We start from the raw sequence: 20,005 nt of genomic DNA, 5'->3' as shown, positions 1-20,005 counted from the left end.
ACTGATAACTAATAAAGTGGCGTCCCCATGGGGATTCGAACCCCAGTACTCGCCGTGAAAGGGCGATATCCTAGGCCACTAGATGATGGGGACGCAGAGTTATTACTTATCACTTTCTCTCGGCTCAATTAATACATGTGTGGACAACCCGGCAAAAAGGAGTAAAAAACCGAGTGGTATCGCCATCAAGAAAAACTGAGCCCAATTCGCTATTCCTGCAAACAGGAGTCCAAAACCTAATACTAACGAGACTACTGTTACAATCAAGCCTACAAAAAATACTAACCGACCTAGGAAAACCATGCTCACCTCGTCGATGAAAATGCCGTTACCCAAGCGCGGTGGTGGAGCTAAGCGGGATCGAACCGCTGACCTCTACACTGCCAGTGTAGCGCTCTCCCAGCTGAGCTATAGCCCCCCGAAGAAGCGCGAATTCTGAAGCAAGCGCGCTCAGGTGTCAAGCTTAACCTCAGCTGTTTTTAATAAATTTTATTGCATTGGCAATTCGCTCCAGACTACGCTCCTTGCCAACCAGACGTAAAGTCACTTCCAAGGAAGGCGAAGACGTATTTCCAGTCACCGCCACACGCAAAGCGGGCCCTACTTTACCCAGTTTTACACCCAGCTTTTCACAGGCCGTTTGAATAGCCGCATGAATCGGTTCATCTTGCCAATGCTCAATCGAGGCTAGTTCATCCTGCACAGTTTGCAAATAATTTGCCGTTTCGGGCTTAAATTGCTTGGCAATCGCATCAGGATGATAGCTAGTGATGGGCTCATAAAAATAACGGCTAGCGCTCAACATTTCCGCCAAATTATGCACCCGCTCACGCTGTGCCATGACGACATGCTCTAAGCGAGGCCCTTGGCTAATATCGAGCTTTTGAGATTCTAATTGCCACTGCAATTGCTTAACAATGTCTTCAACTGGCAAAGTCTTTAAGTAATGCTGATTCAGCCACACCAATTTGTCTGGATTAATCGCTGACGGTGCACGATTAAGATCTTCTGCGGCAAACAACTGAATCATCTCTTCGCGGCTAAAGATTTCCTGATCGCCATGCGACCAACCTAAACGTACTAAATAATTTAATAAAGCTTCCGGCGTATAACCTTCGTCACGATATTGCATCACATTGACGGCGCCATGACGTTTAGATAAACGCTGCCCATCTGGGCCTAAAATCATCGGCACATGACCAAATATTGGCGGCTCGTGACCCAAAGCGCGCATAATATTGATTTGGCGCGGGGTATTATTAATATGATCATCGCCGCGAATAACATGTGTGATACCCATATCAATATCATCAACGACTACGGACAAATTGTAGGTTGGAATACCATCTGAGCGCGCAATAATCAAATCATCTAATTCAGTATTACTAATGGCAATTTTGCCACGCACCATATCATCAAATTCGACCACACCCTCCAAAGGATTTTTGAAGCGTATCACAGGACTTACACCTGCTGGTGGCGTTTCTGTGCTATCACGCCAACGCCCGTCATAGCGCGGTTTTTCTTTGCGTGCCATTTGTGCTTCACGCATAGCATCCAATTCGTCTTTGGAGGTATAGCAGTAATAAGCATGCCCGCTCTCGAGCAACTGCTGTACAACTTCTTTATAGCGATCAAAGCGTTGGGTCTGGTAAAAAGGCCCTTCATCATAATGCAGGTCGAGCCAAGCCATCGCCTCTAAAATGGCATCCACTGAGGCTTGCGTGGAGCGTTCTAGGTCGGTGTCCTCAATGCGCAAAATGAAATCACCACCCATTTTCCGCGCATAAAGCCATGAAAATAGGGCGGTACGTGCGCCACCAATGTGCAAATAGCCAGTAGGGCTAGGCGCAAAACGCGTTCTAACTTTTGTCATGAGTCCACCAAAAAAGCATTAAGCCACAAAGCGCGAAGCGTAACAGTTTCACTGTATTTTTCACAGCCAAGCCATCAACTCAGCAACCTTTACCAGCGCTTGTAACACCACAAAAGCATAAAGTCCGGCAATAATATCATCCGCCATCACGCCTAGTCCGCCTGCTAGACGTTCATCCGCCCAGCTCACCGGCCATGGCTTCCAAATATCAAATAAGCGAAATAATAAAAAGCCAATCACAATCCAGCTGAGTCCTGTGGGCGCTAAAAACATAGTCAGCCAATAGCCGACAAATTCGTCCCACACAATCCCACTATGATCATGCACCCCTAATTGCTCAGAGGCTTTCCCGCAGATCCAAATGCCTATAAGCGCCGCCGCAATCACAATATCGATATAAAGCCACCAAGGTGCATGGGATAATAGCCAATAAATAGGAATCGCTGCCAAAGTCCCAAAGGTTCCGGGCGCTTTCGGCGCAAGGCCGCTACCAAAACCAAACGCGAGGAAAGTAATGGGGGAGGAAAAAACGGTTTTAGTCAAAGGAGTTGGATTCATAAACTACTCTTGGGTAGTTAAACGTCAATTATGAAGGTGGAGTTTTTATAGCTTGGCACTTGTCACAGTGAAGTAGGATGGATTAGCGCGCCTCGTTTCAGAAAAGAGAACGTTGAGTGCAGCACCAAACGTTCGCGTTAGGCAAATGCACGCACCTGATCTTTCATCACTTCCACAATCGCATACACGCCGACATGCCGATTTGGACTTAAATTTTCCGCTAATGCTAAACGTTCAAACATATCATCAACATCTAAATCCAAAATTTCCTGTGCCGTTTTATGCGAGTAAAGCTGTACTAAAAGGGCGACCACCCCTTTAATAATTGCTGTATCACAATCGCCATTGAATACGATTGTGCCATCCTCACTGGGATGCGCCTTCACCCACACTTTGCTCATGCAGGCTTTAACACGGTTAGCATCAATCTTTTCCGCCTCAGGCATTGTTGGTAAGGCTTCACCTAATTCAGTCAAATACTGATAGCGCTGCTCCCAGTCATCTAAAAACTCAAAATCACTAATAATCGCTTCTATTTCGGCATTGGCTGACACAACAAGTCCTTTATACGTTGAATGATTCGCCGCAGCCGCAGGAATCTTTAACATTAGGATTACGAAATTCTAGACCTTGGTTTAATGCATTAGTGCGCACGTAATCAATTTCGGTGCCCTTTAAATAATCCAAACTGTCTTTATCAACGACCACTTTCACACCATGATTTTCATAAATCATGTCATTACTCGCCGGAGCGTCGACATAATCCACGACATACATTAAACCGGTACATCCACTTTTTTTCACGCCTAAACGCATACCTACGCCGCTGCCACGTTTTTCTAATTGTTTGCGAATATGATTCGCGGCTTTTTCAGTAATGGTAATCATGCCAACTCCTAATACATATTCAGTTGTAACAAGGCATCTTCACTCATCCGCGAACGATCCCAAGGCGGATCCCAGACTAAGTCCACATTGACATCATTCACTTCAATTTGTGAACGAGCCGCCGCCTCCACTAAACCGGGCAAACTCCCCGCCACAGGGCAAGCTGGACTGGTTAGTGTCATTTGAATCGACACATTATTATTATCGTCCAAATCCAAATTATAAATCAGACCTAAGTCATAAACATTGACCGGAATCTCGGGATCGTAAACCTGCTTAATAGCATCCACAATGCGCTCTTTCAGCCAGGCACGCTTTTCAGTCAAATTATGTTCAACAGCTTCTGCTTTTTGAGATTCTTCCAGACGCGATAATTTAAACATACGCCTCACCTCTTAAATACTCGCGGCGGCTTCGGTTAATTGTTGGGTTAGCATTTGCATTACACGCGCTTGCAAGGGCTCAAATCCACAGGTTTCAAGCATAGAACCCGCAAATCCGCTTGCAACCATGGTAATGGCGTCCTGCTTGGGAATACCGCGCGCGCGCAAATAAAATAATGCCTCGGGGTCAAGCTGACCAACGGTGGTACCGTGACTACACTTCACATCATCCGCATAAATTTCTAAACGCGGTTTGGTATACACTTCAGCATCACGCGATAAGACCAAATTCGCATTATTCAATTGCGCATCGGTTTTCTGAGCATCTTGCGCTACAACAATATTGCCATCGAAAATCGCGCGTCCATTGGCATGTAAAATACCTTTAAACTGCTCGCTACTGCTGCAATTCGGCACCCTATGCAACACACTTAATTGCATATCATGTGACTGATTAGCACCGGATAGATAAAAACCATTTAAATCCGCGTAAGCATGTTCACCCTTAAAGGCCACCTGCCACTCCACGCGCGACCAAGTCGAACCTAAGGCTATATTCGTGCTTTGATAACGTGAATCCTCGGCCAAATGAACACTCACATGACTCAAATGACGCGCACGCAGGCTTTCATTCTGTAAGCGTGGATGCGTCAATTGTGCACCCTTGCCCACCTCAATCTGTAAGACTTGATTGGTAAAGCAAAGCGTATCAGCCAGCGATAGATGCTGCTCAATCACCATTGCTTGGGCACCTTCTTCTACTAATAGGTGCAAGCGTGGTTGCGCAATGAAATTACTCTCAAAGCTATAGGTAAAATGCAATATTTCAAGAGGCTGGGCGGAAGTTGTTTGAGCCTTAAGGCGCACTAGAATAGTGTCAGCCGAAGCTGCATTCAGACCAGCAAAAAATGACTGCTGAAACACTGCTGTTGGCATTACTGTATGTGAATGAGCATCGACAAGCACCGAACCATCCGCCGGCAAAACTGATAAGTCTGCTTGATAAAAGCCATTTAAAAATACCAAACAAGGGCTTTCTAAAGGGGTGGCACGTGCTTGCTGCACATCATCTACAGTCAGCAAATCCTCTTCGCGCTGTACTGCATGGAAGGCTTGCCCCAAAATTGGCGCTAAAGGCGTATAACGCCAAGATTCATCCCGTAGCGTAGGCAGCTTTAGGGGCAATAAATGCTCAATCGCCTGTTGCTGGGACAAAGTTTTGGCAGCATCTTGGGCTACTTTGAGGTAATGTGCTTTGAGAGACTCGTGATTGGGCACTGCATTACTCATGCTGCCTCCGCTCCCTCTTTAATCCAACCATATCCGTGCTTTTCTAATTCCAGCGCCAAGGATTTATCGCCAGAACGGATAATTTTGCCACCACTTAAGACATGGACATAGTCAGGCTGAATATAATCCAGCAAGCGCTGATAATGAGTAATCACGAGCATTGAGCGCTCAGGCGAACGTAAATTATTCACACCATCCGCAACAATGCGCAGAGCATCAATATCCAAACCAGAATCGGTTTCATCCAAAATCGCTAAATAAGGCTCTAATAAACTCATTTGTAGAATTTCATTGCGCTTCATTTCCCCACCGGAAAATCCGGCATTGACAGAACGCTTTAATAAACTCTCGTCCATATTTAGCGTTTTGAGCTTAGCGCGCATTAACTTCATAAAATTCAGCGAGTTTAACTCTGGCTCACCCCGTGCTTTGCGCACTGCATTTAAGGAAGTCTGCATAAAATAAGTATTATTCACGCCCGGCAACTCCACTGGATATTGGAAAGCCATGAAAATACCTTGTTGAGCGCGTTCCTCAGGGCTCATGGCCAATAAATCTTGGCCTTTATAAGTCACCGATCCGCTCGTTACTTCATATTCTTCGCGACCCGCTAATACTTTCGAGAGTGTGCTTTTGCCTGAACCATTAGGTCCCATGATCGCGTGTACTTTGCCAACCTCGATCTCCAGATTCAGACCCTTTAGGATTTCTTTGCCATTAATACTAGCGTGTAGATTCTTGATAGATAACATAAGTTCCTCTTAGCCAACTGCGCCTTCTAAACTAATCGCTAGTAATTTGCGCGCTTCCACCGCAAATTCCATCGGCAGCTCATTAAATACATCTTTGCAAAAACCATTCACGATCATTGACACTGCATCTTCAGGGCTTAAGCCACGCTGGCGGCAATAAAATAATTGATCCTCACCAATTTTGGAGGTCGTAGCCTCATGCTCCACCTGTGCTGTCGGGTTTGCGACTTCAATATACGGGAAGGTATGGGCACCGCACTTGTCGCCAATCAATAAAGAATCACATTGGGTATGATTGCGCCCATTCTCCGCGCCCTTATTCATACGTACCAGACCTCGATACGCATTTTGGCCACGATCTGCTGAAATCCCTTTAGAAACAATGGTACTACGGGTATTTTTACCAATATGGAACATTTTTGTGCCAGTATCCGCCTGCTGCGCCCCACGCGTCACGGCCACCGAATAAAATTCACCGACCGAATCATCCCCTTTCAAAATACAGCTTGGGTATTTCCACGTAATCGCCGAGCCGGTTTCAACTTGCGTCCAAGAAATTCGCGAGCGCGCACCTTCGCACACCCCACGCTTGGTAACGAAATTATAAATGCCACCCTTGCCATTGGCATCGCCCGGATACCAGTTTTGCACGGTGGAGTACTTAATCATGGCATCTTCTAAGGCAATTAATTCAACGACGGCGGCATGGAGTTGATTTTCATCGCGCTGAGGCGCGGTACACCCCTCTAAATAACTTACATAACTGCCTTTATCCGCAATAATTAGGGTGCGTTCAAATTGACCGGTATTACGCTCATTAATCCGGAAATAGGTGGATAATTCCATCGGGCAGCGCGTATTAGGCGGAATATAAACAAATGTACCATCGGTAAATACCGCTGCATTCAACGCCGCGAAGAAATTGTCTTCTTGAGGGACTACTGAGCCTAAATACTTTTTGATCAGCTCAGGATGCTCGTGCATGGCCTCAGAAATGGAGCAAAAAATCACACCTGCTTCCGCTAATTGCTTACGGAAGGTAGTCGCGACCGATACACTATCAAACACCGCATCCACTGCCACCCCAGCGAGCATTTTTTGCTCCTCAAGCGGAATCCCGAGTTTTTCATAAGTACGCAATAGCTCAGGATCAACTTCATCCAAGCTTTTCGGCATATCCGCTAAGGACTTAGGGGCTGAAAAATACGAAATTGCTTGGTAGTCAATTTTCGCATAATGCAGGTGCGCCCACTCAGGTTCTTCCATAGCTAGCCATTTACGATAAGCTTCTAAACGCCACGCTAAAATAAATTCTGGCTCATTTTTACGCGCAGAAATATGGCGTATCACAGACTCATCAAGGCCCGGCGGCAGTGTCTCCGATTCAATATTGGTGACAAAGCCAGCCTGATAGCCCGCACGATTAAGCGCTGCGAGTTGCTGCTCTGCTGCATCCATTCAGTCTTCCTCATTAACCGATGATTTTAGTAGGAATTATAACGACAGAAACGATAGTTTCAAATAGGCTTGTGTTCCATACGCGTATTGAATCACGGAAATGAGAAAGGGGATACACTTATCATGTATCCCCTTTCGGTTGCCAGCTTCCTCAAAGCTGAAATAAGTTTAACTAGATTCTGAAGAAGCTGATATAAGTTACTGTATTAAAGGTAGAAAAGCTCAGCAATAAGGTAAATTAATACTCTCCTATTTCGAGTTATTTTTCTCAGTCTTTACGGCTTGGTTGCTTGCCCCTGAGCTTACCCCCTTAGCTTTAGCACTATCATCACTTGGGCTTTTCACCAATGGCTTGTCTGCAACCGAGGTTTCTTCCGTACTGGCCGATTTACCTGACTTACCGGTTATTTCTTTTTTAGACGCCTTATCAGAAGCTTGGACCAGACCTTCAGTTAATGAAATGTCAGTCTTAATCTTCTCAAATACATTGTCACCAATCCCTTTGACTTCCTTAAGATCATCGAGTGCTTTAAAAGCACCGTGTTCTTGCCGATACGCAATAATGGCTTCAGCTTTAACCTTGCCAATGCCTTTTAAATTCTGTTGTAAGGCAGTTGCATCGGCTTCATTAATATTAACCATATCAGCCCATGCGACATGCGTTAATAAAGTCATCGACAAAACGACACTGCTTAACAGTTTCTGTATCATAGTTGTTTAACTCGTTTTTATGATTAATATAACTATTCATGTCTGGCGCTTTCCGAGGGGATCAAAGGCCAGTGTGTTGCGGAGAACAGACCCACACAATCGTTCATTGTATCGATCTGCTTATACCCGCCCTATTTTTAGCGATAACTGGTATTTTTCCGGTGTTTTACCCTGCTAAATGGATTTTTGAGCGCATCTTGACTAGGCTTGACCAACACGAACATTTTGGAACGACATATGAAGCACTATATCCATAAAATTCTCTCTTATTCGATGGTCGGCAGTCTTGGCTTTACGATTGTGGCGGGTTTGCAGGGTTGTGACAGTAATAATCAACAAGCTGCACCAGCGCCTAAAGCGGAGAATAAAGAAACGATTGCGGATGCCGCCGCCTCTGAACAAGGCGTGTTTATGGTGATTAAGCAGACCGGCGCTAATCCAGACACCTATGAATTATTAGAAAAATACCCCTCTAGTGAAGGTACGCGCGCCATCTTAAAAAAAATGGATGGTACCGAACAAATTCTCTCCGAAGCTGATTTGAAAAAACTAGCTGAAGAGGAGGCCAAGCGTGTTGAAGCAGGAGAATCTAAATTAACGCAAGAAGCCACTGCACAAAATCAAGGTTTAAGCTTAGGTGAGACCATTTTAGCTTCCGCAGCGGGAGCTTTGATTGGCGGTATGATCGCCAATAAACTGATGGGTAATGCCAATTACCGTCAACACCAACAGCAACAAGCGGAGCGCGCTCGCAGCACTATGAGTAGCACACGTAATCCAGCAGCTGGCAATACGGCAACTCAACCGCGCACTCAACCAAGATCTGGCTTTTTTGGTGGTAATCAAGGTAGCACCACCAACTCGAATAGTAACTCATTTGGCGGATAATTCATGATCGAAACCCTCAAAGTAAACCCCATTAACCAAGCGGTTATGGAAGAAGTGGGCATGTCTTGGCATACCGATAGTGATGGAACACCGTATGTGACCAATGAAATCGTTAATGTCACTGAAGCTGAGGTCGATGCTTATTATCAGGCAGCTAACGAGCTTTATAATATGTATGTCGAAGCAGGTCAGCATGTCATTGATAATGAGTTATTTTTTGATCTCGACATCCCGTTTAATCTGGTTAATCAAATTAAGCGTAGCTGGGACAAGGGCGACTTACACCTTTATGGGCGCTTTGATTTTGCCGGTGGTATCGATGGCTTACCTATTAAACTGATTGAATTTAATGCTGATACCCCTACCAGTTTATTTGAGACTGCCATCGTACAATGGGCATTATTGAAAGCCAATCACATGGACGAAGACAGTCAATTTAATCATATATACCAAGCGCTTAGCCAAAACTTTCGGCGCTTGATTACGGGTGAAGAAGATCCTGATACCTTCCCTGAATTCTATAATTATCAAAACATTCTCTTTTCTAGCATTAATGGCTCATCTGAGGATGAGCGTACCACGCGCTTCTTGCAGCAGATGGCACAAGATGCCGGTTTCCAAACCGATTTTGCGTATATGCAAGATGTCGCCTTCTCTGAGGAAGAAGGTTTTTTCAATCAAGACAATACCCGTTTTGATTATTGGTTTAAGCTTTATCCTTGGGAAGAAATAGCGCTACAAACCGATGGTATTACCGGTATTCTGGATGATATTAGTCGTCAAGATCTAGGGATTGTCTTGAATCCAGCTTACACCTTGCTATTCCAAAGTAAGGGCATGATGAAGGTACTCCACGATCTTTTTCCGGACTCACCCTATTTATTGGAAACACGCCGCGAACCTTTACAGGGCAAAAAACAAGTCTGCAAAACTATGTTTGGACGCGAAGGCGCCAATACCACGATTTTAGATGCCGCAGGCAATGCGCTAAAAACCGTAGGTGGTAGTTATGGCAATTATAATAAGGTCTATCAAGCCTTTGCCGAATACCCCAAAGATGCGGAAGGCCGTAGTTATCAGGCTGGTGTCTTTTTTGCGTGGGAAGGCTGTGGCCTAGGCTTCCGCCGTGGTGGTGATGTGTTGGACAATATGAGTAAATTTGTTAGCCATCGCATTGTCTAGAAGCTATGGCTAGCTTATAAAAAAGCCCGCAGTTGCGGGCTTTTTTTATGGGAGTTTTGCTGGAATGTTCGGCAAATCAGTCGTTACATCCGCGTTTTGTCCTCGATGCCGTAACGCATGATCCATGAGCACCAAGGCCAGCATGGCCTCACAAATGGGTGTTGCCCGAATCCCCACACACGGGTCATGACGCCCCTTGGTAATGACCTCCACCGCTTCACCTTGTAAATTCACCGTCCGCCCCGGCAGACGCATACTTGACGTTGGTTTAAATGCGGTGTGCACAATAATATCTTGGCCTGAGCTAATTCCACCTAAAATGCCACCAGCTTGATTACTCAAAAAACCTTGCAGGGTGATTTCATCACGATGCTCAGTCCCTTTCTGCGTAACACTGGCAAAACCCGCGCCAATTTCTACCCCTTTGGCAGCATTAATACCCATCATGGCATAGGCAATTTCAGCATCCAAACGATCAAAGATAGGCTCACCCCAACCGACTGGCACGTCAGTAGCAATGGTGGTAATTTTCGCGCCTACCGAATTGCCTTCTTTGCGCAAGCCATCCATATACGACTCTAATTCCGCTACTTTACTAGCATCTGGACTAAAGAAAGGATTCTGGTCAACAACACTCCAATCAACCCAATCAATTTCAATCGGCCCCAATTGCGATAAATAACCACGCACTTGTACCCCAAAGCGCTCGAATAAATATTTTTTAGCAATCGCACCCGCCGCAACTCGCATGGCGGTTTCCCGTGCAGAAGAACGTCCACCACCCCGATAATCACGAAAACCGTATTTTTTGTAATAGGTATAATCCGCATGTCCAGGGCGAAAACGATCCATAATGTCCGAATAATCCTTGGAGCGCTGGTCGGTGTTATGAATCAATAAGGCGATAGGCGTTCCAGTGGTTTTCCCTTCAAAAACCCCCGATAAAATTTGCACCACATCCTCTTCGCGGCGTTGCGTAGTGTGACGGCTTTGCCCAGGTTTGCGTCGATCTAAATCAATTTGTAAGTCCGCTTCACATAAACTTATGCCCGGCGGGCAACCATCCACTATACAACCGATAGCAGGGCCATGACTTTCCCCAAATGAAGTCACTGTGAATAAAGTTCCAAAGGTATTTCCAGACATGGGTATGCTTATAAAACAGTAAAAACGATAGAAACCCAATCACTTAGACGGCAAATTTGCTGGCTAATTGTTGGCGCAAGAAATCAATTAAACGTTTAATTTTTAGTGGTAAAAAATGCCGACTGGGATAAACCGCATACACCCAAATTGGCTCAATCGTATAATCCTTTAATAAAGAAACCAACTGCCCTGTCGCTAAAGCGGGCTGTACAATAAAGGCAGGCTGCAAAGAAATCCCTAAGCCCCTTATACCCATCTCACACATCACATCGCCATTGTTGCAATGAAAACGTCCTGCGACCGTTATATCATAACGCTGGCGATCTTTAAAAAAACTCCACTGATTCATCGCACCACCATGCTCATAAATCATGCAATTATGCTTCGACAAGTCACTTGGTTGTGCAGGGTAGCCATGTTGTTCCAGATAAGCCGGTGATGCGCAACAATATAACTCTACTTGAGCCAAACGTTGGGCGACCAAAGAAGAATCTTGCAAACGCCCAATACGAATCACCACATCATAATCGCTATTTAATACATCAATATAGCGATCATCCAAATGTAAATTAATCTCTAACTCGGGGTGAAGCTGCATAAACTTGGTCAAGGGCTCAGCAAGCTGTGTTAAGCCAAACGACAAAGGTGCATTAATTCGCATCGAACCCGACAAACAATCCCGCGTCGAACTGACATTTTCCTCAAGCTCTTGGAAATCTTCTAACAAACGCTTACCACGCTGATAATACATTTCTCCCGACTCGGTAGTCCGTAAACGACGCGTGGTTCTGACTAATAAACGTACCCCCAGACGCTCTTCCATCAAGCGAATACGCTTACTAACGGCCGCGCTAGTCACTTGATGCTTCTCTGCAGCCGCACTCAAAGTACCCGCCTCAACGACTTCCACTAGCCAAAATAGATCATCAAACTGACTCATACATTATTTACTATTATCAACTTTAGGTTAGTAGTGATCTAACACTCAAAGCCTACAACTCACTCGAGGTTAGTAATAAACTACGCTAAAATAACACCAATGGAGACAAATTATGTTAACCGTACGATTAGCAGAAGAACGAGGTCATTTCCGCAATCATTGGTTGAATAGTTATCATAGCTTCTCTTTTGGTGAGTATTACGACCCACGTCATATGGGTGTTTCTGCCTTACGCGTCATTAATGATGACCATATTGCAGCAGGAGCTGGTTTTCCTACACATTCGCACAAAAATATAGAAATTGTGACTTATGTTTTAGAAGGCGCTTTAGCTCACCGCGACAATCTGGGTAATGGTAGCATTATTCGAGCAGGCGATGTGCAACACCTATCTGCAGGCAGTGGTATTACTCATGTAGAGTTCAACCCACTTAAACAGCAAGAAACGCATATATTACAAATTTGGCTACTCCCCACTGAACGCAATGTAAAACCACGTTATGCACAGCAACATTTTTCAAACGCCGTTAAACGTGAACAATGGTGTTTATTAGTGTCGCCAGAAGGAAAATATGGCTCGCTCACTGCACCCACTGAAGCTTTGATTTATGCCACGATATTACCCGCCGAAAAAGTGCAATATTATCGCTTAGCTACACGCCGCATGGCTTATATGCATGTTGCCCGTGGCAGTATGGAGTTTAATGGTAAACTATTTAAAGCCGGTGACGCTGCGCAAGTTAGTGCAGGCACTAGTTTTCATATTAAAGGCCTAGACGGAGAGCAAGAAACCGAGGTTTTGCTGTTCGATTTGCCTGCTGTTTATTAAACTTAATACTTATTAACTGTTTTGAGTAAGTCTGTAGAGAGACCGAAGGCCGGCCAAGTCCTAAAAAACTTGGCCTTTTCTCAATCAATCCAACTTTAATCCCGCGTAATTTTCACCTAAAGAGTCGGCTAATACCTCAACAATGAGTTCGTGATCCGCGCGCTGAGGCAAACCTGAAATCGCAATAGTACCTACCATGGCTTCTTGAATAAAGACAGGAAAACAACCACCATGTGCCGCGAAATCTACATTCGCCACCCCATATTTTTCGGCTAAGGTCGTTCCTTGGCGTTCTAAAGTCAAACCAATAGCATAAGAGCTACGATGAAAACGCTGCACCACATTACGTTTACGTCGAGTCCATTCAGCATTATCTGGCGCGGTTTTGGGCATCGCGCAAAAAAACAATAGCTGATGATTTAAGGTAATATCAATCACGATGGCTTGTTGACGCTCTAACGCTTTAGTGCGCAAACGATTGCCGATGTCCCAAGCGATATCTGCATCAAATTGTTGAAAGCGTAATACTTGTTCTTGTAGCGCTATGCGCTCAGAATCACGTTGAGTCGGCATAAAAACACCTTAAATTTTTAAAATCACGCGACGTTTAGCGATTAGGGCGATTTTGGTCAATAAACACTAATTTATTCACGGGGAATCCCAAGCCACGTGCTTTATTAATCAGAATACGACTGATACTTGGCCCTAAGGTCGGAGCTCGTGACATGATCCATAAATAATCGCCCTGCCCCGCTGTTACTAAGGCATACTGATAGTCTGAATCCACATACAGTATGGTGTAGTCGGTATTTGTCGTTTTGTCTAACGACAATGTAAACTGCCCAATATGCTCATCGCTGACAACATTAAGAATGCCGCTTTTCAATTGCCACTCATCAGCAGCTACTAACAAACTTTGTGCTTTAAAGCGAATCCGATCTGCTTCATCAATAGAATAATCGACAGAAACATTATTCAAACCTTGCTCAAAGGCATTTTCAAGGCGTGCAATTTCATACCATTTACCTAAATAGCGCTCTAACTGGAAGTTTTTTATAGCTGGATAATGCGATTCAGGCTCAGAGCCGCCACAACCTGATAATAAAAGACTGCACAATAATACCAGCATATAAAGCATAAAATTCAGGCGCAACATAACACTCTCAGCAATTTGCTTTGTTAGCACATTAACATTGCATTCAATGAATGAGACGATTAATAGAACCGACGCTTCTTGCTGCTCTGGTTTAATAAACCCTAAGCAATGGCCGCCAGTAACATTAAAATAACCGAGGCTACAGTGAGATTGCGACGCAAGCGTAGGTAATCGGGGTAAAGCTTAATATGCTTATATAATAACCAAACATCTGCCGCATATGCTAGTGCTAATAAAATAGCCAATGCCAAAAGTGCAGCTTTAATCGGCAACAATAGACTGAACCATGCGCCCAGACTAGGTAAGACACTGACTTGAATGAGCTTGCGATTATCCGCTTCACTGATCCAATCTTGCATCCCTAAGACCATGCCCCAATAAATCGCACCTAGAAAACTCAATACCAAGGCTGCATAAGCCGCTAACCACCAATCTAGGCGAGCATTAGCTAGACCGGGCAAAGAGATATGAGCTAATAATGACAAACTTAAAATGAAAAATGGCAGTAGGCCTAAATAGCCGAGCCAGCGCATTGACGGTGGTAGTCTTCTCATCCTGATTGACTCCTGAATTGATATTGCGAATTATATAATCACGCCACACAATATCGGCTTGGATCACTTCCTCACCAAGCGCCACAATCACCTAAAACTTAGAAAGCACGGAAAGTTAAAGTCGTTAACGAGCGCGCGATTCCTGGAATTGTTAAGATATGGTCATTAATAAACTTACCAATATCGTCTTCTTTTGGAATATAAAGCTTGAGCAATAAATCAAAATCGCCGCTGGTAGAATATAATTCAGACGCAATTTCGCGCTCGAAAATTTCGTCCGCAACCTCATAAGTTTTGCCGGGGTGGCAACGCAATTGCACAAAAACACAATTCATAAAACGGCTCCTTGCACTATTTTACGGGATCATAGCATAGCTTTAGCGCCCGCTGATAAGCACCACACCAAATAAACGTGGATTATTCATAGCATTGTCTTCGCGCGCCAACCATGAAACCTTACGCTCACGTCCAGCGCCATCATCATCATCATTCACTTGAATTTCGACGCCAACCCGCCGTCCAACTGCTGGGGTTACTCCCAACATTACCCAAGGAATTTTGGCTTTTAACTCATAACCGTCCGCTGTTTTTTCCAATTGATAAGTCAAATCAGGATGTATCGATTGGGGTGATTTAGGGTCAATAAATACCTGTTCGCGTCCCCACGCAAATACTAAGCGAAAATCATTACGCCCATCATAATGATCTAAACGACTATTATCGGCATCAATCAAAATCTCAACGGAATCATCCTCCTCAGGCTTGTCTGAATCAGACTTTAGTTCTGAATCATAAACACGCACGGTCACATATAAAAACTTGGCATCCCACTTTCCTTGCCATTTACCAAATAAATTTTTCTTCTCCCAACTTTCACCCACTAATAAATTATCCAGTGTTTGCGGGTTTTCGAGGAAGAAATAACGCTCTGGATCATTGGCTGGACGGAATACAATAATCGGATCATCCGGATTACGGGGTTTCTTGCTTGCGGCTACCGGCTCAGGCACTGCGGGCGCCACAGCCAATGATTTATTATCCCAATTCATTGTCCAATCACGATGGGCATTGATGAACTTGAGCACCGCTTCGTATTTATAAGCTTGCTCCGGTGGCTGTAATAAATATTCTTTTAAGCCCCAACAGCCGAACCATTGACAGGTACGCGGTGAAGCAAAGGCCATAAATAGCTCGCCGCCTGCATCTTTCCAGCCCTCTAATAATTGTGTATACAACTCCCCCATGCGCGGGTCGCGATTCGCGGCAAAAAATAAAGGATTGGGATGCTGATTAGGGTCACGTGTTACCCAATCAACTAGCCCCTGCCCGCCCTCATAAGCCACTAATTTCAAACCAGCTTGTTTAGCCAGCTTGGCTTGTTCGCGTATATGATCCAGAATTTGCGGCAGAGAACGGAATGAATCGGCGTCGGTGGTTAGTTTAAAAATTTCATCCACGGTAGTGGATTCGCGATAGCCTTTAATATTGCCCCCAAAATACGGTGCGATTGCTAGGACATCGGCAATTTTTGCTCCACCATAATCAGTCAATAGTTTTTTGGTGACATCGGGGCGTGAATCCCAACTCCCCAAGACGCGCACTAAACGCTCACGCCCCCCGAATACATTTTCCCAAATCGTGAATACTTCATTAGCACGCTGCACATAATACTGATAACCCGCTTCCACAGAGTTAATGCTATAGCCTGCTTCAATGCCCTTTTTTTGCGTATATTCACTATGTGAGAAAGCGGTATTCCATACTTCATTCGTGTACTCCACATAAATCCGTGCTTCTGGGCGTAGATGATCACGCACAAAAACGGCAAATTCACGCACATACTCATCATCAGCGGCATGAGGTAAATTGAACCAAGCATCCGCCTGCATACGATTGGCAAGATCCACCTGAATCTCTAACGGTGCCCCACGTTGCCCATACTTCCCCCCCCAAGTTGCTTCTTGCATTTTGGGTCGGTCTTGCCAGTGTACGATCGGATTGCGCGTAATCCCAGACATAGTCATAAAACGTATCACACTGAAATCACTGAGAAATTTTAAGTATTCTGGCGTAAAAACAATACTATTATAATGTGTTTCAAAGGCTAAATACGCCGCACCACTGGTACAAGCGGTTGCATTAGCAACACGTTGATAAGGATTATCCTGACAGATACCACCGGGTGGCAAAATACGAATATGACGCAAAGGATCAGCGGGATTAGTCGCAGTAATTAATAAACTGGCGTTGATTTCACCTTTTTCGTCTGGAGTAAAACGAATGGTTTCACGCCCTTCTTTTTGGCTAGTACGTTCCACGCCGTGACCATAGCTCAAAGCGCCCTGCCCGTCATACAGCACAATATAATCCCCTACGGGTAGCGCTGCAGCGGGCATCTTACCAATAAACTTCGTACCTACTTCACTGCCATTAAGCTGGGTTGGCCAACCATAAGCATCGTATTGGGCTTTGTCCGCGTTAGGTAATTCCAAAATATTATTGGCAAAAGGATCAGCTTGGCGGAATAAATCAATAAAGGGAAAGCTGGCATCTTCATGGTGTAATTCGTTCACATTAATGCCAACCGCAGGGCGTTTTTCGGGTAAAGCATAAGTCAATGGCACAAGGGGCGCTTCAGGGGTTACAGGACATGGGGTCGCACTAAACACAGGCGACTTAGTTTCAGGCTGATCAGAAAACGAATTGATCGGATTCGACACCTTGGGTGGTTTTGGAGGGCTAATAGCACGAGGCGGCTGAACCAGCCAAAAATAAAGCCCTACCCAAAACCCAATAATCAGCAGCGCTACTAGCAGCCAAAGTAATAATTTTTTCATAACTCTAAAGTCACCAGACGATGCCGGAAGCATAGTGAAGTGCTTTTATTTTGCAAGCATTACGCCTACTAATTGGATTTAATTACCGCCGATCTGGTTGGCGAGATCCAACAGCTTACCAGTTTGAGCGTCCTTTATTTCAATAATAACGCTATCAATACCCAAATCCACATGGCAAATAAAACGGCAAAGCTGGCGAGAAACGAGCGCATACGATAGAGCAAGTAATTTGAACCAAGGTGAATATACGTATGCACCAATCGTAGGAGTACATAAATCCACGCTAAAACAACTAAACCAAGGTGATCAGTTTGGGTTACAAAAGCCACTAACAACACCATATAAAACAATACTGGCATTTCAAATAAATTGGCGTAATGCTGTTCAGCTTGCTTGGCAAAATCTGGCATTTCACCTTGATTGAATTTGAAATAGCTTAGCTTGGAGCCTGATTTGATAGCTTTTACACGCGACTTGTATAGCCATAAACTGACACCAAAACTGAGCAAGGCCATAGCACAGACAGGATAGAGGCTTGCAAAAGACTGCATAGTTATTTTCCTCGTATTAAAAATCCCATCCTAATAAGATACAGAATATGTTCAACAACATATTTTGATACTTCATGCCCTACCCGCACACCCATAAAGCCAAAACCCAAGAGAGAATTCTCGCCAGCGCCGCGCAGCTATTTACCAGTCGTGGCTATGATCAGGTGTCAATTGATCAAATCATGGAACATGCAGGTTTAACGCGCGGTGCGTTCTATCACCACTTTCCCGACAAGAGCAGTTTGTATGCAGCGGCACTTCAATACACGTCGCGCGAGCGTTTTAACTATTACGCGCAGGAGCTAAAAAATGGTGCTTCTATTGATCACCTGATTGAGGGTTATTTGAATCAAGAGCATGTGCAGCAAAAAACCACGCCCTGCGCACTAGCATTTCTGATTAGCGATATTAACCAACGTGATATACAAGTGCGCGAAGCGTATACACAGGTATACAAGAACTTATTGCAAGGCTTGCAACATACCGGCACAGCAGAAAAACGCGAGCGCTTGACTTGTCTTGCTATTTCAGTGCTCATGATCGGCGGTGTCGCGCTAGGCCGAGCCTTGAATGATGACAGCATCACAGAAGAGCTATTGGGTGCCTGCCGCACCATGAGCTTGCAATTGCTCACAAGGGATCCAATTGCTAATCAGAGCTAAGCTCACGGGAACTCGTATACAAAACGGTTAACCTTATTCTTCGGTGAGACGCTATAATTCTAAAATAATGATAGGTTGATAATGTCTTTAAACTATCTTTCACACCATTCGCTAATACTTACCTAAAAGGGAGCTATGCAAGACTATCTGAAACATAAACAGGCGATTTTGCTTGACATGAATAGCACTTTTTTATTTGGCGAAGATCGTTTTGGTGCAGAGCAGGATTATTCATTAATCTATCACCAATTAGGCGGCACTCTGCCAAGCTCAAAAGTTAATCAATTGATTACGGCGTGTTTTGATTATTTGGCTGAGCGCTATTCAAATTATCAGCAGCGCTTTCCTAGCGTACCAGAAACGCTACAACTACTTGCTAGCGAATTAGCAGAGACTGAGATTCAATTATTAACGAATACTTTTGCACAGCATGAGCGAGGTTATTTGAGTGCTGACTATGCGCGTGCGCTTCGTCAATTACAAACCGAATTCCGCCTCAGCGTAGTGACTGATATTTGGTCACCCAAGCAGGCTTGGCTCACTTATTTCGAAGAGCAGAATATTTTGCACTTGTTTGAAGCCATCTCATTTTCTTCAGATCATGGCCACGTTAAACCATCAACTTATGGCTTTGAACAAGTGTTATACGCCATGCAATTACAACCACATGAAGGCTTATTTATTGGTGACTCCGCACATCGTGACTTAGGAGGCGCTAAGTCAGTTGGTATGGACTGTATTTTGGTTGGCGTAGCCCAATCCGAGCAAGCTTTGGATCATTTTCCAGATTTACTGGCTTTCTGCGACGCCGCACTCAGCTAGCTTAAACTGAATGGCTTAGCAGCTAGTGTTTGTTTCCCGAATAAGCAACTGTCCCATCAGGCGAATAATCCAAACGGATGGGACGTTTAGTCGGATCATACAAAAAAGTCGACTTTCCCCCAGCAGCAAGAATCATACGATTCGACATCGCCACCAAAGGCACCAGCACTGCCCCTAAACGTTTATAATCTGATGTGACCAGCACCAGAGCCGGGCCTTTTTTGACCACCATTAATGTAACATTATTCTTAGAACTTCCGCGCGAGTCCGAGGTCACGACTCCAGAATACGTACCGATTACAGCATCGGCTAATTCAGGTTTCTTAGGTTTTTGAGGTGGATTACGTGCGCCATCGGCTAACACACTGCCAGCACCTACTAATAGAATAGCTAATGTAAGGCTAATAAATCTCTTAGTCATAATAGAGTCTCCAACAAAAAAACCATTTTAATACCATTATCATACTATTCTGAATTTCAGATGACTAGACTATTTTTAGACCAACTCATCAACTCCAACTG

General features: G+C 44.6%; 23 protein-coding genes and 2 tRNA genes. 5 read left to right on the top strand and 20 right to left on the bottom strand.

Annotation, left to right across the window (positions count from 1 at the left end; translation table 11 throughout):
* Window positions 1-17: 17 nt before the first annotated feature.
* The 11 genes from A3IE_RS0111465 to A3IE_RS22085 form a co-directional block, all read right to left on the bottom strand.
* A tRNA-Glu gene (locus A3IE_RS0111465) sits at window positions 18-93 on the bottom strand.
* A gap of 249 nt (window positions 94-342) precedes the next feature.
* A tRNA-Ala gene (locus tag A3IE_RS0111455) sits at window positions 343-418 on the bottom strand.
* Between the two features lie 51 nt (window positions 419-469).
* Window positions 470-1,876: a glutamate--tRNA ligase gene (gene gltX / locus A3IE_RS0111450; protein WP_020395766.1), complete on the bottom strand. Its 1,407-nt coding sequence runs from the start codon at window positions 1,874-1,876 to the stop codon at window positions 470-472.
* Between the two features lie 60 nt (window positions 1,877-1,936).
* A complete protein-coding gene (locus A3IE_RS0111445; protein WP_020395765.1) occupies window positions 1,937-2,434 on the bottom strand; it encodes a phosphatidylglycerophosphatase A family protein in 498 nt (165 codons plus the stop codon).
* Between the two features lie 137 nt (window positions 2,435-2,571).
* A complete protein-coding gene (locus A3IE_RS0111440; protein WP_083900630.1) occupies window positions 2,572-3,042 on the bottom strand; it encodes a SufE family protein in 471 nt (156 codons plus the stop codon).
* Complete coding sequence (locus A3IE_RS0111435; RefSeq protein ID WP_020395763.1) at window positions 2,999-3,322, bottom strand: HesB/IscA family protein; 324 nt, start codon at window positions 3,320-3,322, stop codon at window positions 2,999-3,001. The genes A3IE_RS0111440 and A3IE_RS0111435 overlap by 44 nt, the downstream gene beginning before the upstream one ends.
* A gap of 8 nt (window positions 3,323-3,330) precedes the next feature.
* Window positions 3,331-3,705: a DUF59 domain-containing protein gene (locus A3IE_RS0111430; protein ID WP_020395762.1), complete on the bottom strand. Its 375-nt coding sequence runs from the start codon at window positions 3,703-3,705 to the stop codon at window positions 3,331-3,333.
* 12 nt (window positions 3,706-3,717) lie between these two features.
* The gene (sufD, locus tag A3IE_RS0111425) at window positions 3,718-4,995 is read right to left on the bottom strand and encodes a Fe-S cluster assembly protein SufD (RefSeq protein ID WP_020395761.1); all 1,278 of its coding nucleotides are present in this window, start codon (window positions 4,993-4,995) and stop codon (window positions 3,718-3,720) included.
* Complete coding sequence (gene sufC, locus A3IE_RS0111420; RefSeq protein WP_020395760.1) at window positions 4,992-5,747, bottom strand: Fe-S cluster assembly ATPase SufC; 756 nt, start codon at window positions 5,745-5,747, stop codon at window positions 4,992-4,994. The genes sufD and sufC overlap by 4 nt, the downstream gene beginning before the upstream one ends.
* 9 nt (window positions 5,748-5,756) lie before the next feature.
* The gene (sufB, locus tag A3IE_RS0111415; RefSeq protein ID WP_020395759.1) at window positions 5,757-7,205 is read right to left on the bottom strand and encodes a Fe-S cluster assembly protein SufB; all 1,449 of its coding nucleotides are present in this window, start codon (window positions 7,203-7,205) and stop codon (window positions 5,757-5,759) included.
* Window positions 7,206-7,454: 249 nt separating this feature from the next.
* On the bottom strand, window positions 7,455-7,916 hold the full coding sequence (locus tag A3IE_RS22085; protein WP_083900629.1) for a ComEA family DNA-binding protein: 462 nt from the start codon (window positions 7,914-7,916) through the stop codon (window positions 7,455-7,457).
* 237 nt (window positions 7,917-8,153) lie between these two features.
* On the opposite strand from A3IE_RS22085, the gene A3IE_RS0111405 reads away from it, so the two are divergent.
* Both A3IE_RS0111405 and A3IE_RS0111400 read left to right on the top strand, forming a co-directional pair.
* Window positions 8,154-8,804 (top strand): Cj0371 family chemotaxis-regulating polar lipoprotein, encoded by a 651-nt coding sequence (locus A3IE_RS0111405; RefSeq protein ID WP_020395757.1) that lies wholly within the window; start codon window positions 8,154-8,156, stop codon window positions 8,802-8,804.
* A gap of 3 nt (window positions 8,805-8,807) precedes the next feature.
* On the top strand, window positions 8,808-9,986 hold the full coding sequence (locus A3IE_RS0111400) for a glutathionylspermidine synthase family protein (RefSeq protein WP_020395756.1): 1,179 nt from the start codon (window positions 8,808-8,810) through the stop codon (window positions 9,984-9,986).
* Window positions 9,987-10,031: 45 nt separating this feature from the next.
* Here the strand turns inward: A3IE_RS0111400 and aroC are convergent, their stop codons facing one another.
* Together aroC and A3IE_RS0111390 are read right to left on the bottom strand one after the other, a co-directional pair.
* Window positions 10,032-11,132, bottom strand: coding sequence for a chorismate synthase (gene aroC, locus A3IE_RS0111395; protein WP_020395755.1), 1,101 nt, complete (start codon window positions 11,130-11,132; stop codon window positions 10,032-10,034).
* A gap of 43 nt (window positions 11,133-11,175) precedes the next feature.
* Entirely contained in the window at window positions 11,176-12,072 is an 897-nt protein-coding gene (locus A3IE_RS0111390) for a LysR family transcriptional regulator (RefSeq protein ID WP_020395754.1), read from the bottom strand.
* A gap of 112 nt (window positions 12,073-12,184) precedes the next feature.
* Between A3IE_RS0111390 and A3IE_RS0111385 the strand changes: the two genes are divergently transcribed.
* Window positions 12,185-12,901 (top strand): pirin family protein, encoded by a 717-nt coding sequence (locus A3IE_RS0111385; RefSeq protein WP_020395753.1) that lies wholly within the window; start codon window positions 12,185-12,187, stop codon window positions 12,899-12,901.
* 84 nt (window positions 12,902-12,985) lie between these two features.
* Here A3IE_RS0111385 and A3IE_RS0111380 read toward each other — a convergent pair whose 3' ends face one another.
* The 6 genes from A3IE_RS0111380 to A3IE_RS0111355 form a co-directional block, all read right to left on the bottom strand.
* Window positions 12,986-13,474, bottom strand: a complete 489-nt coding sequence (locus A3IE_RS0111380) for a heme-degrading domain-containing protein (RefSeq protein WP_020395752.1) — start codon at window positions 13,472-13,474, stop codon at window positions 12,986-12,988.
* A gap of 34 nt (window positions 13,475-13,508) precedes the next feature.
* The gene (locus tag A3IE_RS0111375; RefSeq protein ID WP_020395751.1) at window positions 13,509-14,057 is read right to left on the bottom strand and encodes a lipocalin family protein; all 549 of its coding nucleotides are present in this window, start codon (window positions 14,055-14,057) and stop codon (window positions 13,509-13,511) included.
* Between the two features lie 101 nt (window positions 14,058-14,158).
* On the bottom strand, window positions 14,159-14,611 hold the full coding sequence (locus tag A3IE_RS0111370) for a DUF3429 domain-containing protein (protein WP_033406974.1): 453 nt from the start codon (window positions 14,609-14,611) through the stop codon (window positions 14,159-14,161).
* A 98-nt stretch (window positions 14,612-14,709) separates the two neighbouring features.
* Window positions 14,710-14,946 (bottom strand): Lrp/AsnC ligand binding domain-containing protein, encoded by a 237-nt coding sequence (locus tag A3IE_RS0111365; RefSeq protein ID WP_020395749.1) that lies wholly within the window; start codon window positions 14,944-14,946, stop codon window positions 14,710-14,712.
* A 42-nt stretch (window positions 14,947-14,988) separates the two neighbouring features.
* Window positions 14,989-17,448 carry a sugar-binding protein gene (locus tag A3IE_RS0111360; RefSeq protein ID WP_020395748.1) on the bottom strand — a complete coding sequence of 820 codons (2,460 nt, stop codon included), beginning with the start codon at window positions 17,446-17,448 and terminating at the stop codon, window positions 14,989-14,991.
* A 134-nt stretch (window positions 17,449-17,582) separates the two neighbouring features.
* Window positions 17,583-17,999: an MAPEG family protein gene (locus A3IE_RS0111355; protein WP_020395747.1), complete on the bottom strand. Its 417-nt coding sequence runs from the start codon at window positions 17,997-17,999 to the stop codon at window positions 17,583-17,585.
* Between the two features lie 74 nt (window positions 18,000-18,073).
* On the opposite strand from A3IE_RS0111355, the gene A3IE_RS0111350 reads away from it, so the two are divergent.
* Together A3IE_RS0111350 and A3IE_RS0111345 are read left to right on the top strand one after the other, a co-directional pair.
* Window positions 18,074-18,661: a TetR/AcrR family transcriptional regulator gene (locus A3IE_RS0111350; protein ID WP_020395746.1), complete on the top strand. Its 588-nt coding sequence runs from the start codon at window positions 18,074-18,076 to the stop codon at window positions 18,659-18,661.
* 135 nt (window positions 18,662-18,796) lie between these two features.
* Window positions 18,797-19,483, top strand: a complete 687-nt coding sequence (locus tag A3IE_RS0111345) for an HAD family hydrolase (protein WP_020395745.1) — start codon at window positions 18,797-18,799, stop codon at window positions 19,481-19,483.
* A 22-nt stretch (window positions 19,484-19,505) separates the two neighbouring features.
* Here the strand turns inward: A3IE_RS0111345 and A3IE_RS0111340 are convergent, their stop codons facing one another.
* A complete protein-coding gene (locus tag A3IE_RS0111340) occupies window positions 19,506-19,904 on the bottom strand; it encodes a hypothetical protein (protein ID WP_020395744.1) in 399 nt (132 codons plus the stop codon).
* Window positions 19,905-20,005 lie beyond the last annotated feature (101 nt).

The organism is Thiolinea disciformis DSM 14473 (assembly GCF_000371925.1).
GTDB lineage: Bacteria > Pseudomonadota > Gammaproteobacteria > Thiotrichales > Thiotrichaceae > Thiolinea > Thiolinea disciformis.
Note: the sequence above shows the minus strand (reverse complement) of the source record. Positions and strands in the feature narration are given on the sequence as shown.